General features: G+C 57.3%; 18 protein-coding genes. 15 read left to right on the forward strand and 3 right to left on the reverse strand.

The genetic code is table 11. The annotated features are described in order from the left end of the window. The first annotated feature begins 341 nt into the window (after positions 1 to 341). Together P0D96_RS40455 and P0D96_RS40460 are read left to right on the forward strand one after the other, a co-directional pair. Positions 342 to 1,436 (forward strand): hypothetical protein, encoded by a 1,095-nt coding sequence (locus tag P0D96_RS40455; protein WP_408319433.1) that lies wholly within the window; start codon positions 342 to 344, stop codon positions 1,434 to 1,436. Positions 1,437 to 1,647: 211 nt separating this feature from the next. Then, positions 1,648 to 2,073: a hypothetical protein gene (locus P0D96_RS40460; RefSeq protein WP_408319435.1), complete on the forward strand. Its 426-nt coding sequence runs from the start codon at positions 1,648 to 1,650 to the stop codon at positions 2,071 to 2,073. Positions 2,074 to 2,245: 172 nt separating this feature from the next. Here P0D96_RS40460 and P0D96_RS40465 read toward each other — a convergent pair whose 3' ends face one another. Together P0D96_RS40465 and P0D96_RS40470 are read right to left on the reverse strand one after the other, a co-directional pair. Continuing rightward, positions 2,246 to 2,521 carry an HU family DNA-binding protein gene (locus P0D96_RS40465; protein ID WP_408319437.1) on the reverse strand — a complete coding sequence of 92 codons (276 nt, stop codon included), beginning with the start codon at positions 2,519 to 2,521 and terminating at the stop codon, positions 2,246 to 2,248. A 109-nt stretch (positions 2,522 to 2,630) separates the two neighbouring features. Further along, positions 2,631 to 3,482, reverse strand: a complete 852-nt coding sequence (locus tag P0D96_RS40470) for a DNA adenine methylase (RefSeq protein WP_408319439.1) — start codon at positions 3,480 to 3,482, stop codon at positions 2,631 to 2,633. A gap of 183 nt (positions 3,483 to 3,665) precedes the next feature. Between P0D96_RS40470 and dcm the strand changes: the two genes are divergently transcribed. Beyond that, the gene (dcm, locus tag P0D96_RS40475) at positions 3,666 to 5,000 is read left to right on the forward strand and encodes a DNA (cytosine-5-)-methyltransferase (RefSeq protein ID WP_408319441.1); all 1,335 of its coding nucleotides are present in this window, start codon (positions 3,666 to 3,668) and stop codon (positions 4,998 to 5,000) included. A 319-nt stretch (positions 5,001 to 5,319) separates the two neighbouring features. Here the strand turns inward: dcm and P0D96_RS40480 are convergent, their stop codons facing one another. After that, positions 5,320 to 6,216, reverse strand: coding sequence for a GIY-YIG nuclease family protein (locus P0D96_RS40480; protein ID WP_408319443.1), 897 nt, complete (start codon positions 6,214 to 6,216; stop codon positions 5,320 to 5,322). Positions 6,217 to 6,504: 288 nt separating this feature from the next. On the opposite strand from P0D96_RS40480, the gene P0D96_RS40485 reads away from it, so the two are divergent. The 12 genes from P0D96_RS40485 to P0D96_RS40540 all read left to right on the forward strand — a co-directional run bounded on the left by P0D96_RS40485 (position 6,505) and on the right by P0D96_RS40540 (position 21,658). Then, positions 6,505 to 7,548, forward strand: a complete 1,044-nt coding sequence (locus tag P0D96_RS40485; RefSeq protein WP_408319446.1) for a transposase — start codon at positions 6,505 to 6,507, stop codon at positions 7,546 to 7,548. An 889-nt stretch (positions 7,549 to 8,437) separates the two neighbouring features. Continuing rightward, on the forward strand, positions 8,438 to 8,575 hold the full coding sequence (locus P0D96_RS40490) for a hypothetical protein (protein ID WP_408319448.1): 138 nt from the start codon (positions 8,438 to 8,440) through the stop codon (positions 8,573 to 8,575). 13 nt (positions 8,576 to 8,588) lie between these two features. Beyond that, the gene (locus P0D96_RS40495) at positions 8,589 to 8,762 is read left to right on the forward strand and encodes a hypothetical protein (protein ID WP_408319450.1); all 174 of its coding nucleotides are present in this window, start codon (positions 8,589 to 8,591) and stop codon (positions 8,760 to 8,762) included. 24 nt (positions 8,763 to 8,786) lie between these two features. Then, positions 8,787 to 10,109 (forward strand): hypothetical protein, encoded by a 1,323-nt coding sequence (locus P0D96_RS40500; RefSeq protein ID WP_408319452.1) that lies wholly within the window; start codon positions 8,787 to 8,789, stop codon positions 10,107 to 10,109. Between the two features lie 71 nt (positions 10,110 to 10,180). Beyond that, a complete protein-coding gene (locus P0D96_RS40505) occupies positions 10,181 to 11,209 on the forward strand; it encodes an NAD-dependent epimerase/dehydratase family protein (RefSeq protein WP_408319454.1) in 1,029 nt (342 codons plus the stop codon). Continuing rightward, positions 11,202 to 12,329, forward strand: a complete 1,128-nt coding sequence (locus P0D96_RS40510) for an ATP-grasp domain-containing protein (protein ID WP_408319456.1) — start codon at positions 11,202 to 11,204, stop codon at positions 12,327 to 12,329. Before P0D96_RS40505 ends, P0D96_RS40510 begins: the two co-directional genes overlap by 8 nt. After that, positions 12,316 to 12,981: a hypothetical protein gene (locus P0D96_RS40515; RefSeq protein ID WP_408319458.1), complete on the forward strand. Its 666-nt coding sequence runs from the start codon at positions 12,316 to 12,318 to the stop codon at positions 12,979 to 12,981. Before P0D96_RS40510 ends, P0D96_RS40515 begins: the two co-directional genes overlap by 14 nt. After that, on the forward strand, positions 12,978 to 14,546 hold the full coding sequence (locus P0D96_RS40520) for a carbamoyltransferase C-terminal domain-containing protein (RefSeq protein WP_408319460.1): 1,569 nt from the start codon (positions 12,978 to 12,980) through the stop codon (positions 14,544 to 14,546). The genes P0D96_RS40515 and P0D96_RS40520 overlap by 4 nt, the downstream gene beginning before the upstream one ends. Next, entirely contained in the window at positions 14,539 to 15,471 is a 933-nt protein-coding gene (locus P0D96_RS40525) for a glycosyltransferase family 2 protein (RefSeq protein WP_408319462.1), read from the forward strand. The genes P0D96_RS40520 and P0D96_RS40525 overlap by 8 nt, the downstream gene beginning before the upstream one ends. Next, entirely contained in the window at positions 15,468 to 16,676 is a 1,209-nt protein-coding gene (locus tag P0D96_RS40530) for a radical SAM protein (RefSeq protein ID WP_408319464.1), read from the forward strand. Before P0D96_RS40525 ends, P0D96_RS40530 begins: the two co-directional genes overlap by 4 nt. A 1,199-nt stretch (positions 16,677 to 17,875) precedes the next feature. After that, entirely contained in the window at positions 17,876 to 18,529 is a 654-nt protein-coding gene (locus P0D96_RS40535; protein WP_408319466.1) for a hypothetical protein, read from the forward strand. A gap of 642 nt (positions 18,530 to 19,171) precedes the next feature. Further along, the gene (locus tag P0D96_RS40540; protein ID WP_408319468.1) at positions 19,172 to 21,658 is read left to right on the forward strand and encodes a phospholipase C/P1 nuclease family protein; all 2,487 of its coding nucleotides are present in this window, start codon (positions 19,172 to 19,174) and stop codon (positions 21,656 to 21,658) included. Positions 21,659 to 21,783: the final 125 nt, after the last annotated feature.

Consider the following 21,783-nt stretch of genomic DNA (forward strand, 5'->3'; position numbering starts at 1 on the left):
CCGCACGCAGCCTTTCGGACTGGCGCAACATGGGCCGCTCTCACACTCCGGCAAATCCAACGAATTCGCGTCACCAATCCGGAGAGTCCAGCTTATTCGGTCCCGCGTCGTCTCGAAGCGCGACCGAATTTGTTGGCAGGTCCTTGATTTTTGAGGACGCGCAGTCCAACGAATTCCGTTTGCCTGCACCCGGAGCGACAGCAAGCTGGAGCATGCACGAGCGCGATTTCAGGAGGTGTGAAGAGATCACGGCTTCCGGACAATCCTCAAGTGGGAAGGCGCCGACGTGGCCCAGGAATAAAACCAGGGATCAATACTGTGTTTTGATCAGGAGCACACGCATGAGCATCAATCACAATAGTCTGCAACCGAGCACTTCCGAAGTTAGCGCAAAGGAGAACAACCCTCGCTCGCTCGTCGAAAAAGCGATGAGCACCGCCGCATATCTTCTCAATAGGTTCGGCAATACCCCCGATTTCTATCGGGACATCAGGACGCCCGTGGTCGAAAGATGGATGAACGAAAGCTTTCCTGAGGTTGTTCAAAAGCTGCAGGCAGAAAATTCATACGAAGACTTCAGAAATCGGCTAGACGCGTATCTTGAAGTTTTGTTTTCTGCAGCATGCAGCGCCGAACAGATTATTGAACATGGCTCATGCGACGCTTTGGAGGATGACTCTCTTGGCCACCGCATATTTTCCGGCTTAGCGTCACGCATTGCCACGAGCAATATTGAGGTAGCCGACGAGGAAACGCTACTGGTGGCACTATTAATCGACCGGTTCCGTTTGCTAGGCGAAGGCCACGATTACTCCCTGCGTTCAGTCGCCCGTCATACCGAAATCTGGAAACCTGAAAATTTGTCGTCGCAGTGCGACATAATTAAATTCAAGGCCGCGAGCATCGACGTTGCACATGTGCTATCTCGAGAGCACTTTCCGCGTGGAATGCTCAGTTATACGAGCGAAGAGTTCGCCTTGGTCATCAACGTGCCGACAACGATATCACCATCGTCGCTCGTCTCACCTCGTCATATCCAAGCGGTTAGTCTGCAAACCCCGAACTCCCAATACGAACTCTTCGTCGGCCTCGCGAGCTGTCCATTTCTTATACCACTGTCCGCAAACGAGGAGGCACTCTCACTGTTCCGAAATTACCTGACGGTGCTGTATCTACAAGGGGATGATGCCATTCTCGTTGAATATCCTTGGACGCCCGTAACGGACTTTACGGCTTTCATGTCCGAAAACGATTATATGGACAGTCCTCCTGACGGTGACATCATAGGCCCTGCCCCGGCGGATTTCAAAGCAATGCATCCAGACGTCATCTGGATATCCGAAATTCGCTCGATGCCCTTGCTCGCAGGGCCTCAACCTGCGCAGCGAAGCCGTCGTCCCTTCTCCCACCCGGATGATGAACCCATTCCGTTCTAATAGGCACATTGCTTTGAGCAGTACGCATGGCGACGCGGCTGAAGTGTGCATGCTGCTGCGGCGGGCGTTGTCGCACGTCGCGGGCAGAAGTTGACCGAACATCTGGTCGCCCGAAAACGGTTGCCCTCCAGCCGCGCAAACAATCCAGACGAAGGCTAAAACGTGAATCTATAGGTCTTCAACACATACGACCTAGCCGGAGAACTAATAGATGAACGTTACCGAACTTGACGACCACGAAGCGGCCCTCAAATCCGCAATGATTTCAGCAATCTTGTTGATTGCTGAAATGGACCACGCCCTGGACTACGGTTGCGCGGAAGTCGCAGCGGAGGAAATTGTGACGAAGCTGGAGCAGTTCGCTCCACTGTTGATTGCCGACGTCATCCACAGAGGTCTTCGCGAACAATTCCTGGCACATATCGGCGTGTACAGTCACGTGCGAACAATCGCCCCAGAGCGGCTAGACCTGGAAACATATCTTGAATCACACAGGAAAGTATTCTTTGAGGACGTTCTTTACGTACTGGACGCCGACGAGTGGCACGAGTCGAATCCGGCGTTCTACTCGCTAATAATGTCTATCGCGCCTATAGTAGAACGTCTTCTGGACGACCGGTTCAGTATTCCATTCTAGATAAACGTCGCGTCATTCGCGGTAAGAAGCGCGCCACGGTTTCCAGGTGGCTAGCGTACGGCGAGGCTTCGTCGTCGGGACAAGAAGCGAACACCTGCTCCAGACAAAAGCGAAATCGCTATGGCCCCGGCGCGGGCTTGCATCCTCACGTCGGGCCAGGAAAAGGTGTTCCTCAACGATTAACTGCATCCTTAAAGGCCTTGCCTGCGGTGAATTTCACGGTTTTCGCGGCCGCAATCTGGATTTCCTGACCGGTTGCAGGGTTGCGTCCAGTTCGTGCCGCACGCGCGCCTTGGCTAAACGAGCCAAATCCGATCAGCTGCACAGTGTCTCCAGCGGCTACAGCTTTGCTCACAGCCTCAAGGACTGCGTCAATCGTCTCACCAGTTGAGGCCTTGCTTGCGCCGGTTGCTGATGCGACTGCGTCGATGAGTTCCTGTTTGTTCATTTGAAAAATCCTATTTTGAGAGAAAACATACGTACTCCAACCGGTACTGTACATCACCGCGTTGCAGTTCGGCCATCACGCTGAGGCAGGGAAAATCACTCCGTTCCGATTACGGACCAAACACAGCCAGGAGCTCCGCAACCTTGCCTCTCGCACCACTGGAGGCGCTCACTGAACGGCGTACCGAAAAATCCATTATTTTCGCACCGGAGTAAAGCTGACGTGCCGTGACACAATCATGGTTCGATATTGCTACGGGGATACCTCTGTCCGCTAGCTCCCTCGCGAGGTCGGCGAGTTCGCGCTGCCGGTCGAAGCTGAAATCTCCTGGACTGTAGGCTCGAAAACTCGCGACACCATCACGGTCAAGATACGGTGGATCGCAATAGACGACATCGCCGGGTCTCGCCATCCGCATCACAGAAGCAAAGTCAGCATGTACGAACGTCGCTCGCTGTGCCTTTTTCGCGAAACTCAGAATTTCCTCTCGGGGGAAGCTCGGCACGCGGACATGATGCCCATATGGGACGTTGAATTGACCTGACCGGTTGTATCTGCACAGTCCGTTAAAGCCGAATCTGTTCAGGTAAAGGAACTGTGCCGCCCGAAGAAGACCCTCGTTCGCGTCGTTGAACGCGCTGCGTATCTCAAGGAACCGTTCCTGGGAGCGATAGCTTTCGCTAAAGAACGGTGACGCCATCTCAATGAACTGCTCAGGCCGCTCCACCACCATGCGATACAGCTCAATCAGATGTGAATTGCTATCGCCAAGCAGATAGTCAGAGAAATTCGTTCCAAGGAACACCGCACCACCTCCGACAAAAGGCTCGACGAGCCTGTTCCCATGCGGTAACACGGGAAAGAGTTGCGCTAGAAGCCGAGACTTGCCCCCCACCCACCTCAGGAGGGGCTTGGCGGCCTCGGCGGACTTTTCTGTGTGTGACGCTGGATGGATTTGCATCCAACGTCAAGGAAATCGGGTTTAGCCTTTTCTTCCCCGATATCTATCAGCATCAGCCCGCGATGCGCGCGTCTATGCGGGATCAACCAGCAGTGTCAATGCATTTACTGCCGACGCATTTCGTTAGGTGCCGCGGATAAAACCTGCTGCTTACACCTGTTTCCACTTCAACGAGGAAACAGAATGTCAGCGCAAGGTAGCCACAAGCAAAACGAACTCAATGTCGTCGAACTCTTCGCAGGCGTAGGAGGATTCCGGTTGGGCCTTGAAGCAGTTCACGGCAGCCCGTATAAAATCACACTGAGCAATCAGTTCGAGCCATCGAAGAAAAAGCAGCATGCGAGCGAGATTTATGTTTCTCATTGGCCGCACGACGTGCACATTAACGAGGACATCGCTAAAGTGCTCGAATCGACAGTCGGCCAGCAGGCTGTTCGAGACGCGAAGCCACACCTTGTCGTCGGCGGCTTTCCTTGTCAAGACTACAGCGTGGCTCGACCGTTGTCGCAGTCACAAGGGCTCGGAGGTAAAAAGGGAGTTCTCTTCTGGTCAATTACTAAATTGCTTGAGCAACGTTCAGCAGACGGTGAGCCCGTTCCATATCTCATCCTGGAAAACGTCGACCGACTGCTTTCCTCGCCCGCGTCCTGCCGCGGAAGAGACTTCGCCGTCGTCCTGTCTGCCCTTTATTCCCTGGGCTACGCCGCGGAATGGCGTGTGATTAACGCCGCAGACTACGGACATCCCCAACGGCGCCGTCGCGTGTTCATCGTCGCCTACCACGCATCTACCGCACTCTACGGTCGGATGAGGACAGATGCAAACAAACAGCAAGGCGAGTGGCACTCTGACGGGGTTCTTAATGCCGCCCTTCCAAGCGTCCTCACGGACGGACTCGATGCGTACGCGCCTGCCCTAACTGTTCAAAACGAACCGTTTCACGAGCAGCTTAGCTACCGTCCACTCTCGAATGGCAAAACCCGCTTCGCAAACTCCGGGTTCATGTGCGACGGTCAAGTGTGGACGTGTGCAACACGTGCGTCGGACATCCTGGACTTCACAGAATTTACGGGCAGTGTCACCCCGCTCACGTTAGGAGACGTCATTGACAAGACTGGCCCAGTCCCTACGGATTTCTACGTCAAATCAGAATCGGAAGCGGCCTGGCGTGCAGCCAAAGGCGCCAAAACCATCGCCCGAGAAAAGAATGGCTTCACCTACGACTACTCGGAAGGACGCATGCTCTTTCCCGACACGTTGAGCAAACCTGCACGGACCATCATTACCTCAGAAGGCGGCAGCACGCCATCGCGCACTAAACACTGTGTTCGCGAGAAGTCTGGGCTCCTGCGCAGACTCACACCCGAAGAGCTCGAGGAACTGATGGGTTTTCCTCGCGGATTCACCGACGTCCCGAGAGTCGCCGCAACCGCTCGCGCGATGCTGATGGGCAATGCGCTCGTAGTCGGCATCGTTACTCGAATCGGCACGGCCCTATACAGGGCTATCCAGGACTAGCAGCAGGAATGCAGCATGGACAGCTGCCTTTCGGACCGTCCTCGCGAACTCATTCGAATCGCGACGACACGCCAACTCCGTGCCCGCCTTTGTTCTTCGCTACCTCGTATGGCCCAAGACCCGTGGACGCCGGACGGCTCCTCGAGTCACCCGTCGCCGCAAGCCTTGAAATCGACCGAACGGCTAAAAACGATCGATACACAGATTCTTTTCTTGCCTGGCATGCCCCTGCCGAATCCTAAAGGTAAATACAATGTTGTCATCAGAATACACAATCAAGCTGTCAGCAAAGAGACTTACCGTAGTTGTGGACAATCGGTTATGACGCGATGTCTTTTCTTTTCAGGTCATGCAATGTCTGGCCAGCGGCGTCCTTCCAATCCAGCCAACCATTGCATGCCGCCCCGCAAACGACGGCAGACGCACCGCTCGGCGACGAAAAGAGAACGTCTTCCTTGAAAATCAGAACTCCATCCTCAAGCATGACTTTTCCCTGGCGGAGTAGCTCATTTCTAAGTCTTGCGAACGCGTGTCCCTGAAATCCCTTCCCGATTTCCGCCTTGCCCATCGAACCCTTGAAAACGACAAGACCTTCTTCCGTGTATGCCCCTTGCGCTGAAGTTCCGGAGCGTCTGCAAAACAGGATGTCGCTCGATGATGTATCTGATGTGAGCTTGGTCAGTGGCTCAAATGCGAGGTGGCCAAGGCACGCAAGTAGCGCGCGACCAGTTTCGAAAATTTCAAGGCAATCGGCGACTAGCGGAGGCGGAGTATGTGAACGCATCCCTTCATTTGCATTTTCGGTGTCGTATCGACCAACTCTCTTTGCCTCCTGTATAAATAGACCCTCAAGATAAAGCGCGTGCGTGGAGGTGAGGCTTTCTGTTCGCGTTGTCAGTACGAGTACCTTTTCCCAGAAATCCTTCTCTTTGTTATGCGCCGCAAGGCGCTTACGAATGTCTCCGCTCTGGCCAACGTAGAGACGTTTACCTAACCCGTCGTCACGTTCACCTACCAAAAAATACAACGCAAGCTGTTCGCTCTCTCTCATAGCAAGAAAATCCGACAACCTGCTACGGGGAACTTCGATTACCTGAACGATGCGCGTTGTGATTTCCGCGATGCGGATGCCTCGCGGGTCGCCGCCGGGCAAGAAGATTTGGATGGTCTGCGGTCGATGGGTCATTGCGGTGATCAGACTGATTAGCTGGGACATTCCCAGTACAAGCACCGAAGCGATGCTTCTGTGTCAATACAGTCGAATAGTCACCACTTTTATCCTTCGGCCCAGTCACATCCAACGAGACTATGAGACCAGGATGACTTTGGGCGCTCTGGGAGCCTGAGGAGATGTTGGCATTTTCACCCGGGTTCGCACGGTCAATCGAACAGCGCCTAAGCAACTGCCGCTTCCGATGCAAGGAAACCCTGAATCTGTCGTCCCACCCCCGAGTGGAGCTAAACCAGGTGCCTACACGTGTTCTGACATCACAGGAGAGTTTCTATGTGGCTAGATCGCTTTGAGCGGTTTGACAATAACCTGACACTGGTCGGCCTTGAAAAGTCAGGTCAGGCCAAATATCTTTCCCCGAGTGAGCCGTATAAATCTAGGCCAGGCAATAGCCTTTCCGCTGCAATAACGCTGAGGACTTCGTTGTGCGATTGGGAACGAGCGTCGCCGCGCGAATACGCAGCAGCTTTTGATATCGAATCAGACGTGACAGAGCACCATGAAACACATCTCATATTGACTGCTCGCACGCGAATTGTGCTTCCTGCATGGCTACTTCAACGTGCCATGTTCGGCCCCTACTACTGCATCACGGAATTCCTCTACGCAAAGAATGGGCTGGAACAGCTGTGTTCACCGATTCTCAACGGCAATAAATTTTCGGTAGGGCTTGCCCTGCGAAAAGAATTTGGGAGAGCAAGGAATACAACCGAACTTGCGCAGAGAATGGAGTGGCTCTATGCCTATCCGACCGCATACCGCGCATGGAACAGCGTTTATCGCTTCGCATCTTCGGGAAGAATTGGTTTCGAGCTTCCGAGTGCCGAAGTGCTGCTTTCCGTACACGGAAAGCATGCGGGAGATACTTTCTACGCTATCAGCGTTGACATTCTTGAACTCAATCCGCTCGAACGTCCCCTTGAGTGGGCAAAAATTGACCGGGAACGCTATGTCTTTTCGAGCGGAAATATTCAGTACATGATTGCAAGCAAGACACGCGATCCCCGCTTGATGCCAATCAAGAACGAATGGGACATGACTGACCAGGAATGGAGTCTCATTGCGCCAATCGCCTCATATCGCTCGGTCGCAGACCGCCCCGGTCGACCGTCCGGATATGCGCTTCGGGACGTGGTAAACGGCGCCATACTCAAGATGGGGACGGGCATTGCCTGGAGCGAAGTGTGGAATCAACGCAAAGGATTCTCAGCAAGCCCGATGCTCTACAGGCGAATGAAGGCAGATGGTCGATGGGACCAGATTGTTGAGGTCCTTGCTTCTAGCAGACAGAAGACCTCTCTACATTGCTCTAGTTGAATGACAAAACAACGGCCCTGCATTTCCGTGAGGGCGGCGATCACACTAATCTTCTGTTCACGCAGGATGTGGCCCTACAGGCGCATGTATGTCCGGTCTCAATTCGGCGTGGTCTTCCATACGCAACGGCCTGGCGCTGGAATTCTTGGTGCTGCATCAACTACTTCGGGATTCTCAATTAGCGCAACCGCGTTCCGGAGGAGTCCCTCACTCTAGCTCGTTCTTCTATCGCGAAATTGTGGCTCCAAGTTCATGCATTCCACCGTTCGCGACGGATCGAAATATTGCAGCCGCCGAGGTCCCATAATCATTTCTATCCCGAAAGGCCATCTGCGGTCGGGACGGATCTGCGCGAAGCCATATCTACACTGTGTGGGGCGGCCCGCCTCTTTTGGGCACGCGCTTGTTGAAGCTTTGCTTGCTCAGTAAATTGGCAGGCCAATCATGATGTCAACCCGGCTCCGCGGCCAGAGCAGGCTTCGTTCGTCTCTCGTCGAAGACAGTGGGCGATGTTCAAGTCAACTTTGTTTGTTATGCCGTAAAGCCGACCTCGCGGTTCACCTGAAATTGCTACTCAAATGCATCAAAAGCTCATGGTGCGGCGGCCCGAGCAACGCAGGTAGCCGCAAGATTGCTCGTTCAACCTCGCGCTGGCGCGCCACGTACGCCCGCGTTGAGATTGGTCTTGCCGTAGGTACGTGATAGCCGCATCCTGACCGCTTTCGCTTCGGTAGCGCAGCGCCGTGAACTGTTGTAAGCTCGCGAGCGGCGCAAAAGTTCGGATAACAGTACACAAAATAAACCGTTAGCCTGCCGCAGCCGCAGCGGTCATTATCCTCTTCCAGGGACACCGCCGGATGGGCCAGCGGGTGCTTCCCCAGAGGAGTTCATGATGTTTTTCTTTGCCATCCCTCCGATTGCCGCCCTGGTCGAGGCGGTCGTCACGGCCGCCGTGGGCGCCGTGGTAGTCCTAGCCACCAAGGATGCCTACGAAAACATGGTCCAGTCCGACAACGATCCCCAATAGGCCGGAGACCGCCATGTTCGATTCCCTGACGAAGAAAACCGCACAGCCCTTGCGCGTGGGTGTCATCCCGTATGGCCGCACCAAGAGGGACGACAGCGACGACCACCGCACAAACCGCGGCGGCGACCGCAACGCTGCGCAGCGCGAGGGCGACTTGAAGCGCACCCGCGACGACAGCGGCAAATAAACTTGCCACAACGACGGAAAGGCAATGATGCCCCGGATTTCTCCCAAAAGGCGCGCAGCGTTCGACATCCTTGACTGGTTGTTCTTCAATCAAACCTGGTTCCTGCGGCTGTCCGAAGATGATGAAACGCTCTATGAAGGGTCGCCGCGGGCCGGGGAACTCGTCGCTCTGTACAAGATCATGCTGCGCGTCAACGAGGAAGTTGCCAATATCGGGGCCACCGGCATCGCCGCCCAAGCCCTGAAGCACATCGTCTACTGCATTCTGGAGGCGGGCTTCAGCGACGACCTCGTGCAAAAGGGTCGCAGCGGCTATGTGGACCGCTTCGACCTAGCTGACGAGCGGGGCATACCGATCTCGAAGCTGGCCGAGGCCCTCGACCCGGCCAAGGCTGCAAGCGTTCACGAGTACGAGCAGCAGTTCTTTATGGCCCTCATCGCCGCCTTCGGTGAGAAGGCCCACGACGTCCGTACGGATACAGCGTTTGCCATTGCAGCCACGGTCGGCACGGCGTTCAGTGATGTGCCCACTGCGGTCAGGTATCGCCTCGCCGAGCGTGTCTTCATCCTGGAGTTCATGAATGCTCCGGTCAAGTTCCTGTCGTGGATGTACCGCATTGGCATACTCACCAGCAAGAAATTCGTCGCTGCGCGTGTCACGCGCGACATTAGCGAGGACTTCAAGGCCCGTGTCGGCCTGCTTTGCGAATTCACGCTGATGCGCGATTTCATGGCGCGCTTGCCCGGGAAGAACACGGCCCGCCGCAAGAGTATTTGCCGCCTGCAGGAAGAACTGGGGGACAAAATGTCAGAGGCCGCCTGGATGCAGTTGCAGGAAGAGAACGAGTTCTACATGCGCCTGGACCGCCACAAGGCAAGCCAGCCAGGTACGCTCACTTTCAACCTGGCGCGCTTGGCAGACGAGGCCTACCTGCACGACTTTTTGGAACGCTTCGCCGGGAACCATTGGCGCAGTCGCTTCTGGACCGGCCCGCAGCAATCCTGGACCGGAGTCGTCGGCGCCGGCATGATGTGGGCCTACCACTCGCTGGTGGATTCGCAACGCAAGATCACGCGCAACGGCAACAACCATAGCAAGTCCGGCGATCTTGCCGAGCAGGAAGAAACCGTCACGCAGCATGTTTGCAAGAACCTCAACGAGCACGGTTTGGACTGCAAGCCTGGTTCGCTCTACGAGACGTACCTTGAGTGTTATATGAAGCAGCCGGCCGGGCTATATCAGCGGGTAACTGTCTACCACGCACTGCAGCAGGAACTAGATGCGGTCTTACCTACGCAGATCCATGACGCCACCTATCTCGGGGTGATCACGACCTCCACCCCTTGAAGAGCGGAAAAGGGCACCCATCTGGCCCATCGGCGTCGAGCATGCCGGGCAGACAAGGCGCATGCCACTGAGTGACAAAAGGCAATAGCGGCCTAGCTCAGGCGGGCAGCAACAACATTTATAACAAAGCATCATCGGGGATCGAGATCGTGCGCATCTTAGTTGCTGGCGGGGCGGGGTTCATCGGGGCCGCCTTGTGCGAAAAATTACTCGGGCTGGGACACGCTGTGGTGTGTGTCGATTCGTTGCAGACAGGCAGCGCGCAAGTGGTCGACCGGCTGGGCGCGTTCACAGCCTTCACCTTCCTCCACCAGGACATCGCGCAGCCACTGGATGCCGGTCTGGTGGGCACGGTCGAACAGGTCTACAACCTGGCCTGCCCAGCCTCGCCGCGGCAATACCAGCAAGACCCAGTCAAGACCATCGAAACCAATGTCATCGGTACGCGCAATCTGCTGGAGTTGGCCCGGATTGCCCGCGCCCGTTTTCTCCTGGCATCGACCAGTGAGGTTTATGGCAGCCCCCAACAGAAACCCCAGCGTGAAGACTACTGGGGCAATGTCAACACTACCGGTCCGCGCGCCTGCTACGACGAAGGCAAACGATGCGCTGAGGCACTGGTACAGGCCTACCACACGCAACACCAGGTAGATACGCGCATCGCGCGCATCTTCAACACCTACGGGCCCGGCATGCAGCGCGATGATGGCCGCGTGGTCAGCAATTTTGTCACCCGCATCCTCGACGGCGCACCTATCGAAATCTACGGCGATGGCCGCCAAACGCGTTGCTTCTGTTACGTGGACGACATGGTCGAAGCCTTGATCGCCCTCATGACCAGCGAATGTGTCACCCCCATGAACCTAGGGGCGGACCGCGAAGTTTCGGTCGTCGAACTGGCGCATCTTGTCGGCCGTGTGCTGGAAAAACCGGTCACCTTGCGCGTTGCCCCGGCCTTGGTCGACGACCCGCGGGAGCGCCAGCCAGATTTGGAAAAATGCCGCCGCGTGCTGGGCTGGCAAGCCACCACGTCGCTAGAGATGGGTTTGTTGAAGACGGCCGCATTCTTCGCGCGAACGCAGGAGCATAGCCATGCCTGATTATGTGGTGGCAGGTGCCTCCTCGATCGAGGTGATTCCGCAGTTCATGGCAGTGGCCAGGCAAGCCGGCATGGCCGTGCTGCTCCTGGAAAATGCAGCGATGTTGGGACACATTCCGAAGGAGCATCGCGGGCTAGTGACCTGCAGCGAGGACATCCCGCACACTCACGCACCCGTGGTCCCGCTCAATGAATTCTGGGTGAGCCGGGCGATCCGGGCCGGCGTGGCCAATATTGCGCCGCACGCGCTGCGCGCCAGCCGCTCAAAGCACGACCTCTCCGCTCGCCTCGCCGCTTGCGGGCTACATGCCCTGCCGCGGCGCTACCTGGGAGACGTCGCCGCGCCTTATCCCGATCGCTATCTGGCCCGGCTGGATGCGGCTTATTCTGGCTACGGCATCGTGCGCCATTACGAAGCGGGAAGCTTCGACCCGATGGCGATCGCCCAGGCGGTGCAGGCCGACGCTGGCCGCGACATGCGCGCCGTGCTCGACGAGGATGCCGCCCGAGTGGTGGTGGAAGACTACCTGGACGGCGAAGAGTACAGCGCCGATGTGTTCGTGCACCAGGGCCGGCCGGTCGTGTTGCGTCTATTCCGCAAGATCGTCACCTGGATCGGCGGCCGGCCGGTATGCGACAGTTACATCGCCGTGCCGCACGACCCTTCCTTGTGCACGGTCATCCGAGACTGGTGCGCAGCCTTGTACAGCGCCGGCTGCACCAGCTTCGGCCAGTTTGACTTCATTGTTGTCGACGGGCGTGCCGTCGCGGTGGATTTTTCCTGCCGAATCGGCGGTGGCCTGGGCGCGATCAAGCGCTTCTCGGGCATTGCCAGCTACGCCGCCCTGGCGCTGGCAGGTCGCACGCCGTCTTTCGCGCCGTTCACGGTGCAGAAAAATGTGCTCGCGCGTCGATCCGGCCGCCTGGCGAACTTTGCCTACCGGTTGCCGCCGGCGTACCAGGTGACGGTCCACAAACAAGCCGGCGACTTGCTGCCGAAAAACATCTGCAGCACCAACGCCCGGATCGCCGAGGTTTGCTTCGTGGCCCGCGACCTAAGCGATGCAACAGCAATTGCACAAGCACTAGACGACAAGGTGAGCATCGATGTCATCGACTGATACGGAAGAACTGACTCGTCTGCTGTCCGGCTACTTCGCCCTGCTGGGCGGTGGCCCGACCGCAGCCGAACTAACGCGCCGCCTGCGCGACATCAACAAGCTGGACGACCTCGCCGCCATCGACGCAGACCTGGACGATCCGCTGTGGCGCGTCGTGCCGCAGATCATCATGCATCGCTTCGGGCTGGCGGCTTTCCAGGCGTTCGAAACCCGGCAAGCGGCCGGCAAATCCTTCGTCTTCGTGCATCCCGCCCATGGCCATATCGTGCCGCAGCTTCAGGACGCATTACGCCAGCGCTGGTCGGCGGGCGAGCCAATTACTCGCGAACTGACGCCCCGGCTAATCTGCGGCTTGTATGGTGGCTACCCTTGGCATGCAGCCTACGCTGCGGCTTGCCAGTACCGGGGTGACATTGGCCGACCGGCCACCATCCTGCCGCTGGCACCCTGCACCCATGCAGCGCTGCAAGAGCTGATCGCCTACAAGAACGATAACCGCGCCTGCCTGGCGGAAGAAATTGTCGTTCCCCGCGAGAAACTGGGTCAAGTGATGAACGGGGTCATCAAGGCGTTCCATTGCCCCGATGTGATTGAAAACACTCGCCAGTTATTGAACCTTGACCTGGCCGATTCGAGAGAGATTTTCGGATGAGCACACGCATCATCGGCGTGCACAGCGGCCACGACGCCTCGGCCTGCCTGTTGGTGGACAACGTCCTTGTCGGCGCCATCGCCCGTGAGCGGTTGACCCGCCGCAAGCACGACCAGGGTGACCCGGTCGAATGCGTCGATTACCTGCTTGCGCATTTCGGGCTGGCGCCGGCCGACATCGATTTGCTCGTATGCAGCGACTGGCACGACGCCACCGGGTTGCGCGAGGATCGGTATTGCCGGTTTGCACGCGTGGAAAAGACGCCTCGTCATCATCTGCTCCATGCCTACGCGGCGAGTGTGACGGCGTCGGCCGGTCCGGCCTTGGTGCTGGTCGCCGACGGCCGTGGATGCCGCCCTGAAGACAACGGGGTGGACGGAATGGACCCGGGTTTGTTCGAGGTCGAGTCCGTCTATCTTCATGAAGACGGCAGGCTCACCGAGCTTGAAAAAGCCTATCGCCCCTACTACAGCAAGCGCTACGTTTGGGGCAGCCACATCGACAGCTTGGGCTATGCCTATGCCGCCGTCAGCAAGAAGATCTTCGGATCGTCCCATGCCGCTGGCAAGGTCATGGCGCTGGCGGCGCTGGCCACGCGCGCGCACGAGATTCCCGCACCACTGTGCTACGGCGGGGACCAGGCGTTCGGCGTCAACCCGGCCTGGTTGGCCTACGTCCAAGCCTGCCCCGACCGTATCGACTGGGACACGCCGCTGGCGGCTGACCTGGCCAACTCGATCCAACAGGGCCTGGAAACCTACCTGGCTTTTCGCACACAGCAACTTGCGCGGACCTACCATTGCCGGGATCTGCTGCTGGGCGGCGGTGTGGCGTTGAACTGCAGGAACAACGGGCTGCTGGCCAACGCCGCCTGGCTGAGCTCGGTGGACATCTTCCCCGCTGCTGGCGACGACGGCCTGTCGGTGGGGGCTGCCGTGATGGCCCTGCGTGAGACCTTCGGCGACTACCGCCCCATCGTGTATGAGGTCAGTCAGGGCGCCTCTTATGGCGCGCCAATGACACAAGGGTCGCGGGTTGCACAGGCGCTCGCCCGCCTGCTGGCCGACGGCCACGCCGTAGGCGTGTTCCAGGGCGGCTCGGAATTCGGGCCGCGCGCGCTAGGGTACCGCTCCATCCTGTCGTCGGCGGCCGACGTGGCCTTGAAGACCCGGCTCAACGCGGAGTTTAAGCGCCGTGAATCCTTCCGTCCTTTCGGTGGCATCGTGCTGCGCGCCAATCTGGACCAGCTCACCGACGACGCGCTGGCCGGCCCCAACATGCTGTCGGCGGCGCGGATGACTAAAACGTCTCGCGCCCGGCATCCGGCACTGGTTCACGTCGATGGCACTGTCCGGCTACAAGTGGTGGAAGAAGATGGCGGCCTGTTGCATTTGGTGCTAGCCGCTTATGAGAACCTGACCGGCCGTGTTGCGCTGATCAACACCTCCTTTAACGGTCGAGACGAACCCATCGTGGAAACGCTGGCTGAAGCCCGTGCCTGCGCTGCGGCCATCGGACTGGATTATCTCTATGCGCACGGCGCGGTGGAGAAAGTGCATGCCTGAACTGGCCATCGTCACTTATCTGCGCGGCCAGGAACGGTTGACGCCAGAATTGATCGACATCGGCAACCAGTTACACCAGCGATATCCCGGCCTCGTCATGAATCTCTACGTGGAGTCGACGAGGCCGGTACCTGCTCCGGGTGCTGACTTCCCTATCCGCATCACCTATGTCCAAGGCACTAAGTACCGCAAGCTGCTGCATGCGTTGCAGGGTATCGGCCATCGCTACGTGCTGAGCCTAGACAACGATATCGCTGCCGACATCCCCGGTCTGCTGCGCCTGATCGCACAAACTGTGGACGGCGATTTCGACCTGGGTTGGGGCCGAATCCATTCTCGCAAGGTCTCGAGCTTCATCTCGCGACAGGTGGAAGTGGACAAGCTGCTTTCTCACACCGTGCTGCGGCCCGCGCTGTGGCGCTTACATCTCGGGGTGACGATTCCCGGACAGTGTTTCCTGCTGAAGGCGGCCAGCTTCCAGGACAGCCTGCCGGGCACGGACACCTTCCTCGATGATCTCTCCATTGGACTGCATGCGGCCAAGCATCGCCTGCGCTATCACTATGCGCAGGAAGTAGTGGCCTTCGAGTTACCGTCCTACTCCTTCATGGAGCTGTGGAAGCAGCGCTCGCGCTGGGCGAGGGGCTTTCGTCAGTCCTTGTCCTGCGCCACTCTAACCCGCCAGGACCGTCGGCTGCTGTGGATCCACGCCTTTTGTTATCACCTGCTGCCCATCCTTAACGTGCTGGCGCTCGTGGCACTGGCGGCGATGGCGCCGTTGGCATGTGCCGGCTGGCTCGGCGTACTCGCACTCACCATCGCATGGAGTCGCCCGCGAGCGCTGGGTGCGGCGCTCGCTTACCCAATCCTCTTTCCGCTATTCCATTTGGGATGGTGGTTCCATTTCTTTAACGTCAAACCATGATCCTTTCACCTGAAACCGATTTGAAGGCCGAGATTCTCACGCGCGGGGTCGTCTTCACTCCCGCCGCGATCGACTGCGCTTCGCGCATGGGTGCCAAGGGCCAGAACCTGGTCTACAACGCCCCGAAGGGCTTTGCCCGAGAGCGGCCACAGGAATTGTTTCTGGAGGGCGAGGACGGCTATCGCACCGTAGTCTCCTGCGTGTCCGCCCACGGCAAGCGTGAACCCGTCACCGTGGACGTAGCCGCGTCGGGCGAGCTGGTGTGCCGCATCGGTGAACAGGCCGCCAGCGACCGTGTCAAGGTGAGCTTCGTCAAACAGCCGGAATATTACGCGCAGCGCCTCGCCAGCGGCGACCTGGCCCAGAAGTACATTTCGGCCTGCGGCTATGACGAACTCAACATTATTCCCTGGAAAGGCTGCCTCATTTCCAGCGTTTGCCGGTTTTGCGGCGTCAACAGCGTGGCCGTGAAAAATCCCAGCGACGCCTTGCATGCGGCGCACTTACGGCCTGGCGCCTTAGGCTGGGAAGCGGCGCGGACATCCTACCTGGGCAACCTGTCGGAGTCCATCGATTTGGCGCTACAGGCCGAGTGTTATTCGGAGCACATGCACGTGATCCTGATCTCGGGCAATCTGCCTGACGGCCAACTTGACGAGCAAGCCGACATCTATTGCGACATCACAGCTCATATCAAAGACCAGGTTGCGCCGAAAAGTACCGAGGGAATCGTCGCAGTCATCACGCCGCCGCACGACCTGGGTCGGCTGGACAAGCTCAAGCAAGCCGGTGTGGAAATCGTCGTGTTCAATCTGGAGGTAGGAAACGACCCCTGGTTCACCAAGTACTGCCCCGGTAAGAGTGCGCTGGGTCGGGATTACTTCATCGATCGGCTCAAGCACGCCGCCACCGTATTCGGTCGCGGGAAGTCTTGGACTAACTTTGTGCTGGGCTTGGAGCCGGTGGACGAATTGCTAGCGCTTTGCGAGGAACTGGCGAGGCATGGCATCGTCTCTAGCGCCAACGTACTGCACGTTGACGAGGGCAGCCGACTCGACTGCGACCCACCCACCAAAGAGACCGTTATCCGCTTCTTCCACGAGCTGGCCCAGATCAATCATCGCAATGGCTTCGATGCCTTCTATTGCGCCAAGGCCTTGCGCACCAGCCTGTCCAACGAATTCCAGGACGGGCGCTGGGTATAGCAAATTCAAACCTTGTTTGGTCGTGTTCGCTTGCGTGGACACTAATCGCCGTCAAGTTCGACGACACGTCGACTTGGGGCCACAAACCCAACCGCCTCAATCGCGGCGGTTGAACTGATGCGACACAAGTAGAGGACTACCGGCGCGGCCCTGTAGAGCCTGCTCCAATTGCAGGCCTATTGAAATAGGGACCATTCCACCTCGGCTGGTTCGGATTGCCGCTCGCTTTGACGTTGTCGGTACAGCCCGAATGGCTCACGGATAGCAGGCAGCGGACTGCCGCCAAGCGTCGTACGGAAAGCCTGTATATCCATGCTGCGCTTGATGCAATACGCGCCGAGCCGCGTTGTGTTCATGCATCTTCTGACTTTTAAGATACATTCGTATACTGCTGCTTTGCGCAATACCGCGCGTTACAGGTTCGATGGTACTAGGCACTGGATCCGACCCGCAATGCAGCGACTAAACCGTCGTCGGACGCTGTCACACCGCCCGACGCACGCGAAACGTGGGCATCGAATTGCCCAGTCTCGCTGACCTAACATGTGCTGTCATCAAATTGAAAGGGCGTGCAAGGCCGGGCTGACCGGTACAGCTCGTCCGGCGAGAACTGCAACGCCGTGCGGTATGCGCGGTGGTCCGCAGGCATCCCCCGCGGCTTGACGTCAGGAAAATCCGATCATTTCGCTACCACAGTTCTGCCGATGCCACATGCTACGACGGCCGCGCCGCAGTCAAAGCGGATCACGATATGAACCATCGGCCAAGTGCAAAGCGGAGTGTGACGCGACTGGAGTGTGCATGCTGTTGCGGCGAGCATCATCGCCCGGAGCGGGCGCAAGTTTAGTGAATGTTTGCTGTGTACCGGCACCACCGTCTGTGCTCCGGTGCGTGGGAATCATGCCCCTCGCCCAGTGCAGAACTAGCTGAAGTTTTGTGACCGCATTACACAGCATCCATGCAGCGTATTTATGCGTAGAGTACGAGGGTCCGCTCGCCACTCGGGGGCGGAAAGCTGCGCCAGAGCGCAACTGAGTGGCCGTAGTAACGCCGCATCTTTCACCAGAAACTATCGTTCTTCCCTGTGACAACCATCATGTGCCGGTTTGTGCGCCGTTAAGCTACCGGTCACTTTTCTACAGAGATTGATTCCGAATCCCGAACGGAATGTGCACACAAGGCAGAGTTCCTGCGGCAGTTTGAAGTGGCTGGTCGACCGCCACGTTGAATCAGCTGACGGCAATCGTATCCAGCCGCCTTATCAGAATCTCGGAAATTGGCTAGCGAAAGACGACGGCACAGTCGCTGATGCACTGGGCACGCGGTATCTCGAAGCGCTTGCCGACGAACATAGCGCGAACGACCAAGTTACATTCAACGTTGACTCGGCAGTCCTGCGAGCGCAGTCGATATTCGAGAAGCAGATGCCAGTCGGTGAAGAAGCGCGGCAAGCCCTTTGGGAAGTTCTGCCAGCGTACCTGGAGTCCCCGCACAGCCGTGCGGTCGCAGTCGCCTGGACAGTTGGGGTACCGGCTCTTGGCAAGGCCAACGACGAACAGGCGTCGATGTTTGTTGGGACGTTCGCAAAGCGGCTCCTGTCTTCCAGCGGCGGCGAACCTGTCCATCTGACCAACGTCTTTGACTTCATAGCGAGGGCCATCACAGACAAGCTACAGTCGTTAAATACGGAAGCGCCGACCGCACTCGTAAATCTGGTGAATCATTGGAGCATGGAGATACTATGCGAATACTTCTACCACGATGAAATCAACCGGGAGTTCTCGACGCTTGTCAGGTTGCGGATCGCCTCAACGACGCGCGCGACGAAGCTCAGGACAAAAAGTCTGCGCTAGTGTTCGACAGCTTTCAGACTATAGACAGTACGGAAGAATGCGACAGGACTTGTTTCGACAATCTGATTACGGAGGCTCATGCCTCCTTTTTTTTCACACAGTCGAGCCGCTACCTCGATGAACGCAGTCATCGAAAACCTTATGCGCAGGTATCGTACTAACTTTGAATCCGAAATCAGTAATTTTCAGCTCGGTATGTGGGCTAGAGCACAGAAAGCCCATGACGTAGTTTGCATGGTATGACGTCACAAGCGCATATTCCATTGGTCCTGACCCGCCAACTTGTCGTACTTCGCCGAAACGAAGTTGTAGCTAGGGAGAGACCACCAACCAGCCGCAAGGAGGTAGTAGTCAAAACGCGAATGCGGTGGTGGCACTCCATGCCAGAACGAACATGGGTCATGTTCACAGGAACTCCGCCATAGGCCTGGATCATTTGGTGGCAAGCACAAACGCAATCGGTATCTCAGCATCCAAGACATTCACGGAAAGCTTCTGACAGTCTTGGACAACGGCTCCCGAAAGGAGTGGGTATTTCGAGCGCTGACCACTCTGGTCACGTCTTCGCTAACCAGCGAAGACCCTGCACATACATGCCGCACCGGCGCTCCACGCTATTAACCGCGAGTAGGGAAAAACATCATGAACTCGTTATTCAGCGCCAGCGCAAACTTTTCGTCCCTGTCTATCAGGGATCTCATCGAAGCTCGTGACCTCTTTCACTATAGCCTCATCGACAAGAAAAACGTCGTAGCGACTGCGCTGGGGTTGTATCGCATACGTACGGGAGACCCATGGCCGTCGGCGAAGTCACCGCCTTCTAACCTTGGCGTACACAAACTCAAGAGTCCCCGGAGAACGCTCTTCAATTCCGAAATTCGCCCATACTCATGGCCCTGCATCTATGCCTTCGTCTCGAATTGGGAAGATGAGGCGGCACTTGCGTCCGCATCTCCATCCGATGTAATTCCAAAATGCCTGTTCCTCCCTGACGGGCGGGGCGTGCCCGTATGCGTAATCGAGGCAAAACGTCAGGCGTGGGCTAAGGACTTGCAGGTCAACGCGAAGGCTAACACCGCTCGGAACCTGATGAGCCCCGGGGCGGCGCTTCTCGACAAGGACGGCCAAGGCATGCCGCGGCTGGCGACTGCGGGGTGCATCGTTCGCGACGGAGAGCGGTACTACGTGATGACCAATCGTCATGCGCTTGGTCCGCGAGGATCAGATATTTGCGCATTACAGGGTAATCGCACTGAGCGGGTTGGGGTAGCCGCGGAGAAGGGAATTGACCACCTTGACTTTGGACTTGTCTATCCCAACTTCTCTTCTGTTCGCCAGCGTCTGACAATGGACATTGGATTGGTCGACCTCGACGACATCCTGGCGTGGAAAACCGCCATTCCGGGCATCGGTCCAGTGGGACCGGTGCTGGACGTCTATGACAACAGCCTGACACTGAAACTTTTGGGCATGAAGGTCGTTGGTCAATCGGCGGTAAGTGGTCAGATTCGTGGAGAGATTCAGGGGATCTTCTATCGGCACAAGACGATAGGAGGCTTTGAGTACATCAGCGACTTCCTCATTGGCCCTGAGAGCGCGAGTGACAAAGGCGAAGGTTCCAAGCCGAAGAAAGAGGCTGCCGGTGACAACAAAGCGTTCGCGGTGCACCACGGCGACTCTGGGACGTTGCTCCTGCTTGAGTTCTCGGAACAGAAACCGAGACAGACAAAAGTAACAACGACGTACTTGCCCTTCGCTCTTCTGTGGGGAAAGGAAGAGTTCTTTGAGGACGATCACCTGACCACTCATCCGTTCGCCCTCGCTACGTCGCTGAGCACTGCGCTGGATCGTCTTAACCTCGACTTTGTCACAAATCTCGCTAATGACCAACCGTATGTCTGGGGATGGGTTGGACATTATGTCATTGGGCGAAGCCTCGGACTTCCCACTGACCTGGTGACGTCAGGCACCCTGCGCACGTTCATTGAAATCAATAAAGACGTACTTGCAATCGATCCCGATGACGCACTGAGTAATGACCCACGCGTTCAAATCAGTCCAGGCGATGCACCGATGTTCGTTCCACTGGCGGATGTCCCGGATAACGTCTGGAAAAGCAATGTGAATTTCAAAATGGTCGTGCAGGATGACGGCACGATGAAGCATCAGGCAGGCCCCGGCTCTCGCGGGCAAAACGACAATCCAAATCACTTCGCGGACATGGATCTTCCCTATGGTGACGACCAGAAATCCTTTCTGGAACTCAATCTGTCCGAGCCAGACACGTACCTTAAACCGTCTGAATGGATCAAGTACTACGCCGCGCAAAAAAACCTATACGACCAGTGGGCGGCTCTACTCAATACTGTAAACAAGGGTAATCATTGGGGTGCACTGCCGTTTCGCGTTCATCAGCTTTATGACGCTATGGTCTCTGCATTGCGGGACGAAAAGACCAAAAAGAACGGAACTGGCCTAGGTCTATACCTCACGGCTGGTGGAGTTCTCATACATTACATGGGTGACGCATGCCAGCCCTTGCACACCTCGTACCTGTCCCAGGGCGACCCTGCCCAGGTAGTCAAGCGGCCGCGCTCCGAAAAGATGATGCTTGCTGCGGACGGCGTTCACAGCGGCTATGAAGACGAGATGATCGGGTATGGCTACCAGCAGGGGAAATTAGCCAATCTCATCGCAGCTGAGATTATTCGTCAGAAAACAGTCGCGACAGAGCGGATTCAACCTATTCAATCCGGGTTTGATGCTTCAAAGCGGGTGATAGAACTTATCGGTGCCACACAAAGCGAGATCGCACCTCGAGAAATCGTAGACAAGTGGATCGAGCTCAAGGGGCAGTCCCGACCTGACAAGTCGGCTGCAATGTGGGAAACCTTCGGGACGCGGACGGTTTCGTGCATGGCACGAGGCACACGCTACCTGGCTGCGATGTGGCAAGCAGCATGGACACAAGGCGGCGGCGATCTGCTAACGAAGGCGAGCGTCGCGAAGGCGAAACTGAAGGTTGATGAAAACATCATCATGGCGCTATACAATGATGCGAATGTCGTTAGATCAATTGCTCTTAACAAATACCCGGACGCTCCGAACGTCGATTGGTCTAGCCTTTGACCTACGCCGATCGCGCGAGTCGCCGAGAAGCGAATTTTGCGGCGAGGCTTTCACGAATCGCCGCCATCGACTGTTCAGCCTCCGCACTGGGCGGCCGCCGTCGCGGGAGACGGGAAACTAGAAGG

The organism is Paraburkholderia sp. RL17-347-BIC-D (genome assembly GCF_046027915.1).
In the GTDB taxonomy this organism is placed as follows: Bacteria; Pseudomonadota; Gammaproteobacteria; order Burkholderiales; family Burkholderiaceae; genus Paraburkholderia.